This is a genomic window from Stenotrophomonas sp. 2694 (assembly GCF_040548715.1).
Lineage (GTDB): Bacteria > Pseudomonadota > Gammaproteobacteria > Xanthomonadales > Xanthomonadaceae > Stenotrophomonas > Stenotrophomonas indicatrix.
The window spans coordinates 298,688-304,837 of the sequence record NZ_JBEPSG010000005.1 but is presented as its reverse complement, the minus strand read 5'-3'; the positions used below and the strand labels follow the sequence as shown (position 1 = coordinate 304,837).

Below are 6,150 nucleotides of genomic sequence, written 5' to 3'. Positions count from 1 at the left end.
GGTCCGGTTGCGGGGGTGTCCGCGGCATGGATGCCGCGGCCAAGCCCCCAAGGACGGGTTTACGGCGTCCCCCGCAACCGGACCCACCCCGCCATCCCACAGGAAACCCGCTTTTGCTTTTGCTTTCGCTGTTGCCGTTGCTGTTGCTGTTGCTCCTGAGGTTGCCGGCCAGCGGCCGGCACTACCGCTTCGGCGGGTGCAGGGCGCAGCCCTGCCGACCCACCCGCTTACTGCGGCGGATCGCGGGTGATATGGATGTCGGTCGGCGTGGACAGCGGGATGTTCCGCTCGGCCAGGATCTGCAGCAGGCTGAAATACAGATCGCTGCGCGTGCCATACACCTGCCGCGGGCTGGCCACGTAGGCGAAGCTGTTGATGGTGATCTGGCCGCCAGCGATGCTGTCGATGTACACCGACGGCGCCGGCTGCTGCAGCACCGTGTTGTGGGCACCGTAGGCATCCAGCAACGCCTGCCGCAGGCCCGCGACATCGGTGCTGGCCGGCACCGCGAACTGGATCTGGATGCGCCCCTGGTTGTTGCCCATCGTCATGTTGCGGATGGTCTTGGTGATCAGTTCCGAGTTGGGCACGATCAGCGTGGACTTGTCGCTCACCTGGATCTCGGTGGAGCGCACGTTGATGCGGCGGATGTCGCCTTCCTGATCGCCCAGCTTCACCCAGTCACCGATCTTCACCGGCCGCTCGGTCAGCAGGATCAGGCCGGAGACGAAGTTCTGGATGATCGCCTGCAGGCCGAAGCCGATACCTACCGACAGCGCACTGACCAGCAACGCCAGGTTCTTCAGGTTCAGGCCCATGGCGGTCAGCGCCCACAGCGCCACCAGGATGATGCCCACGTAGCGGGTGATCGTGCTGATTGAATTGCGCGCGCCCAGGTCCAGTTCGGTCTTGGGCAGGTAGGTGTCGGTCAACCAGCGCTGCAGCAGCTGCGTCAGCCCCAACCCGACCAGCATCACCAGCAGGGCGATGGCGATACGCGCAGGCTTGAGCGTGATGTCGCCGATGGAAATGCCGTTGGCCAGCGAAGCGACGCGCTCGACCACCGAGCCGATGTTGCCGAACGGCGCCGCCAGTGCCAGCAGCGCGATCAGCACCACGAACGTGCGCAGCACGGCAGACAGCAGCACACCGGCCTGCTCCAGCCGCGACACGCTCAGGCCGGTGCTGAGCAGGATGGTCTGGCCGACCTTGCTGTCGGCGTTGAGCAGCCAGGTGGAGAAATCATCGACGAACTTGAACAGCAGCGTCGCCGCCAGCACCACGATGCTGCCGCCGATCAGCTGCTGGTTGACGAACTTGGCGAAGTTCACATAGCCCATCAGGGTGGCGATGATCGCGGCCACCACGGCGATGTTGCCGGCCACACGTGCCAGCACCAGCCAGCTGCTGCGCCGCACCGGAACGGCCGCACCCTGGCCGTCGGCCTGCGCTTCCAGCTTCGCCTCAGCCTCGGCGGTCTGGCGCCGATGCAGGCGCGCCAGGGTCACCAGCATGGCCATGATCAGGCCCAGATAGGTCAGCGCGATCACGCCGTCCAGCGCCACCGTAGTGACGTCGCTGGTGCGGGTGGCGCGATCGATGGCCACCAGCACCGTGCTCAGCCAGGCCAGTGCTGCGGCACCCCAGGCGTACTTGCGTAGTTTCAGCGCGGCGGTGTCATCCAGGTTCAGCAGCCGCCACGAAGGCCGCTTGGGCACCAGCAGGCAGGCGCTGAGCGCGGAAATGAAGGCCGCAGCAAACGTCGCCGCCTGTACGCCTTCGGCCACGCTCTGCAGGCGCGGCGGAATCGCGCCGATGGCATCCAGTGCAGCCACCAGCACCACCACGGCGTAGCCGGGCAGCAGGGTGCCCACCAGCAGCAGCCACATGGCCAGACCGGAGCGGCGCAGGCGGCCGTCGGGGGCACGCTCGGACGCAGCGAACCGGCGCCCCAGCGCGCGCAGCCACAGGCGCAACGGGAACATCATCACCAGTGCCGCCGCCAGCCCCAGCAGCAACGTGCCCCAGCCATGGGTGGCAATGGCCGTGGTCAGCGCGGCACGGCCCTGCTGGGCCAAAGGAGTGACGCGGGCGATGTCGTTTGGCAACTGGTCGGCCACCTGTCGCCACAGCGTTGGCGACAGTGGCGAGGCGACCTTGCGCCCCAGTTCCTCGGTGCGCTGCGCGTTGCGCTGCTTGTCGATGTCCGCGCTCAACTGCTGCGCACGGACGGCACTGGACTTGGCCTGGGCAATCGATGCCGCCAGGGCATCGCGCTGGCGCGTCAGCGTGCGCCGCTGCGCCGCCAGCTCCGGCGGTTCAGTGGTGTCCTTGGGCGCCTCGCCCAGCTGCGTCAGCTGCTCGTTGAGCTGGTCCAGCTGCGGCTGCAGGGTCTTTTCCAGCGCCTCGGCATCACGCTTGGCCTGTGATGCATTTTCCGAAAGCGTGCCCAGCGTTTCGGTGGCCTCGGCATCAACACGCTTGCGCTCAACATCTTTCAGCGTGCTGTCGATCTGCGCCAGCTGCTGCTTGGGCGTGGGGTCGTCATCCTGGGCCAGCGCCGGCACAGCCAGCAGCAGCGTGCAGCACAACAGCAGGGCCAACCAGGGGCCACGCACCAGGATCGTTCGGAAGAAGGAAGACAAGCCAGCCACACCGTTTTGCGCGGACCACCGCGCCTGCGCGCGACTATACGGCAGGTACTGTAAACGGCGGATGCGCAGGCGCTGGCCGCTGGTTGCGGCTCAGTACTTCAGGCGCAGCTCTTCCACCTGCGGCTGCTGCAGCGCGTACCAGTCCTGGAATTCTTCCTCGGTGATCTCATCCGGCGCATACACCGCGATCGGGTGCCAGGCGTGGTCGGTCGGCAACGGCTGGCGCGGCCCGGCGCGCAGGCTGTAGGCCACGCCTTCGTAGTCCACCAGATCGTCCACCTGCGGCCACTGCTCGCGGGCGAACTGGGTTTCACTCTTCAACAGGATCACCTGGTACATCGGCACCTCCACTTCGGTTGGATCGGAAAAACGCGGCGCTGGCGGAAGCATACCGCTGCGCCGATGACGGCACGCGCTCCGCCCGGGCGACGGAATGTTCTGGACATGGCCCTCGCCCCGGCTTCACCCGCCCGTGGCAGTGTCCTCGGCATCGTGGAGGTCCTCTCCTGCCACGCCTGACAATGACCGACCTGCCTCCCCTGAAGACCGTCACCGACCTCAAGCTGCCCCGCTACCTGGGCACCTGGTACGAGATCGCCCGCCTGCCGATGCGCCACGAGCCGGAGGGCTGCACCGATGTGTCGGCCCATTACCAGCTGCTCGACAACGGCAACGTGGGCGTCACCAACCGCTGCCGCATGGACGGCGAGATCGAGGAAGCCACCGGTGAGGCCTGCGCGATCGACAACGACAGCGCGCGGCTGGAAGTCAGCTTCCTGCCCAAGGGCCTGCGCTGGCTGCCCTTCGCCAAGGGTGACTACTGGGTGATACAGGTGGCGCCGGACTACAGCGTTGCCCTGGTCGGCAGCCCGGATCGCAAGTACCTGTGGCTGCTGGCACGTGAGCCCCGGCTCGATGCCACCGTGCAGGAACATTATCTGGCCAGCGCGCGCCTGCAGGGCTTCGATCTGTCCGAACTGATCCTGACCCCGCATACCGGCCACCCCACCGCCTGAGCACGAACCCGCATGGACCTGAAGAGTGGTTACCCGTGGTGGGCGGTGCGCAACGGCCTGATCCAGGCCTTTCCGCCGCTGGAACAGGATCTGCAGTGCGATGTGCTGGTGGTCGGTGGTGGCATCACCGGCGCGCTGATCGCCGATGAGCTGTCGGCCCATGGCCACGACGTTGCGTTGATCGAGCAGCGTGACATCGGCTGGGGCAGCACCGCAGCCAGTACCGCGCTGCTGCAGTACGAGATCGATACCCATCTGCTGGAGCTGGCCTCGCAGTATGGCCAGGACGCTGCGGCGCTGGCCTACCAGGCCTGTGCGGACGCGATCCCTGCATTGGGCGAGGTCGCGCGCGGCCTGAAGGACGTCGACTTCAAGCAGATGGACAGCCTGTACCTGGCCAGCCGTCGCCGCGACGTACCGCGGCTGATGGCCGAAGGCGAGGCGCGCCGTGGCATCGGCCTGGATGCGCGCTGGCTGGACCGGGACGCGCTGCAGGAACGTTTCAGCGTCGATGCCGGAGGCGCCCTGCTGACCCGCCAGGCCGCACGGGTTGATCCCTACTGCTTCACTTACGGGCTGCTGCGGCGGTTGCAGCGGCGCGGCGGCACTGTGCATGACCGCACCGTGCTGCATGCCCTCACCCCCACCGCGCGCGGCGTAACCGCCCGCACCGAATCCGGCATGCAGATCCGCGCCCGCCACGTGGTGCTGGCGATGGGCTATGCCAACCAGCAGTGGCTGGACCCACGCGTGGCCCGCAACCGCAGCAGCTATGCGTTCATCACCGACCCGATCAACGCCGATGAACTGGGCTGGCTGCAGCGCACGATGGTCTGGGAGAGCGCGCGCCCCTACCTGTACCTGCGTGCCACTGGCGACCGCAGGCTGTTGGTGGGCGGGCTGGACGATGCCATCGATATTCCCGCCCGCCGCGATGGCCGGGTGGACAGCAAGGCCCGCAAACTGATGAAGCAGCTGCTGCAATGGTTCCCGCACCTGCAGCCGACCCCGGCGTTTTCATGGGCGGGCACCTTTGCCGAGACCGCTGACGGCCTGCCGTTCTTCGGGCCGCATGCGCAATGGGGGCCACGGGTACAGTTCGCCATGGCCTATGGTGGCAATGGCATCACCTATTCGATGATCGGCGCCGGGCTGCTGCGGGCACGGATCGAGCGGCGCCGGCACCCGCTGCAGGACCTGTTCGGGTTCGGGCGGTTGTAGCGTGAAGCCAGGCATGGCCTGGCTCTACCGCAAACCGGCGCCGACAGGCATCATTCAAGCAACGCCTGCTAGCGTCGGCCTGTACCGCCGCGTGCTGCGCGGCCCCTCTGCGCTGGAGTGCCGTCATGATCCGCCCCCTGACCCTGCTGCTGTGCCTGGCCGCCCTGCCCGGGACCGCGTTGGCGCAGTCCGCCGCCGGCGCCACCGCGCCGCAGGCGTCCGGCCTGGACCTGTCCGTGCCGCAGACGCCGATGCGCTATCTCAACGATCCGACGCTGCAGCAGGATCCGCCCGGCACGTTCTACGGCGACAAGACCGGCCCGCGCGTGCACGGCGACGGCAGGATCGCCGACGTGCAGGACGACAAGGTCAAGGTCTCCGGCAGCTTCACCACCGGCATCGGCTATGCCAAGAATTACGGCAACACCCACTACAACGCCGCCACGCTGAATCTCAGCAAGAACTACACCAACGATGAAGGCAAGACCCGTGGGGTCAACGTCAACATCCACGTGAGCGAAGGCAAGGGCCCGGGCTTCTTCGGGCCGTACGGTGGTGGTGGGTATTACGGTGGTGGCCCGGGCTATTGGGATTACCCGCCGCCTTACGGCTGGTAAGCCCCGCGTCGGGCCTGGGCCGACCAAGGTCGGCCTCTACTGGTAACAGCGGAAGGTAGCGCCGGGCCATGCCCGGCGGCCTGATGCGTCCGCTGCGCTCGCCGGGCATGGCCCGGCGCTACCAGCGACACGCCCCGTCCCGAAGCAGGCGTCAATCCAGCCAGCCATCGCGCTCGCTGTGCAGGATGCGGCCGTCATGACCGCTCAGGCGCACTTCCACCTTCTGGTTGCGGGCATTGCGCGCTTCCAGCGACCACGTCGCACCATCGCGTTCCAGCGAATGGATCTCGCGCAGGCCCTGCGACTGCGCCTTGGCCAGCACCTGCTCGGTGCTCAGCTGCGCACGCCCATCGTGCTCGTCGAAGATCTCGCCGGTCTTCGGGTCCACATACACCTCGCTGAAACGACCGTCGGCACGGCTGACATCGGCTTCCCACAGGCCATCATCCCGCTCGATCTCATGGATCTGGGTGTAGCCGGCCTTGCGCAGGGTCTGTTCGACCTGGGCCATGCCCAGCGGCGCGGCCTGTACGGCGGGGGCCACGGCCAGGGCGACAACGGTGGCGAGGGTGAGCGATTTCAACATGGGGGTTCTCCTGTTCGTTGCCGGACCATCCCGGCAACGCCACGATGCACGGCGTG

6 protein-coding genes are annotated in these 6,150 nt (G+C 67.3%); 3 read left to right on the top strand and 3 right to left on the bottom strand.

Going from position 1 to position 6,150, the window contains the following annotated elements; translation table 11 throughout:
• Nucleotides 1–227: 227 nt before the first annotated feature.
• Both ABIA73_RS09395 and ABIA73_RS09390 read right to left on the bottom strand, forming a co-directional pair.
• Entirely contained in the window at nt 228–2,654 is a 2,427-nt protein-coding gene (locus tag ABIA73_RS09395) for a DUF3772 domain-containing protein (RefSeq protein WP_051501681.1), read from the bottom strand.
• Nucleotides 2,655–2,744: 90 nt separating this feature from the next.
• The gene (locus ABIA73_RS09390) at nt 2,745–2,993 is read right to left on the bottom strand and encodes a hypothetical protein (RefSeq protein ID WP_025874572.1); all 249 of its coding nucleotides are present in this window, start codon (nt 2,991–2,993) and stop codon (nt 2,745–2,747) included.
• 182 nt (nt 2,994–3,175) lie between these two features.
• Between ABIA73_RS09390 and ABIA73_RS09385 the strand changes: the two genes are divergently transcribed.
• The 3 genes from ABIA73_RS09385 to ABIA73_RS09375 all read left to right on the top strand — a co-directional run bounded on the left by ABIA73_RS09385 (nt 3,176) and on the right by ABIA73_RS09375 (nt 5,508).
• Nucleotides 3,176–3,670, top strand: a complete 495-nt coding sequence (locus tag ABIA73_RS09385) for a lipocalin family protein (protein ID WP_025874571.1) — start codon at nt 3,176–3,178, stop codon at nt 3,668–3,670.
• 12 nt (nt 3,671–3,682) lie between these two features.
• Nucleotides 3,683–4,891, top strand: a complete 1,209-nt coding sequence (locus ABIA73_RS09380) for an NAD(P)/FAD-dependent oxidoreductase (protein WP_088101773.1) — start codon at nt 3,683–3,685, stop codon at nt 4,889–4,891.
• Nucleotides 4,892–5,016: 125 nt separating this feature from the next.
• Nucleotides 5,017–5,508 (top strand): hypothetical protein, encoded by a 492-nt coding sequence (locus ABIA73_RS09375; protein ID WP_025874569.1) that lies wholly within the window; start codon nt 5,017–5,019, stop codon nt 5,506–5,508.
• A 151-nt stretch (nt 5,509–5,659) separates the two neighbouring features.
• Here ABIA73_RS09375 and ABIA73_RS09370 read toward each other — a convergent pair whose 3' ends face one another.
• Nucleotides 5,660–6,094 (bottom strand): PepSY domain-containing protein, encoded by a 435-nt coding sequence (locus ABIA73_RS09370; RefSeq protein ID WP_025874568.1) that lies wholly within the window; start codon nt 6,092–6,094, stop codon nt 5,660–5,662.
• Nucleotides 6,095–6,150: the final 56 nt, after the last annotated feature.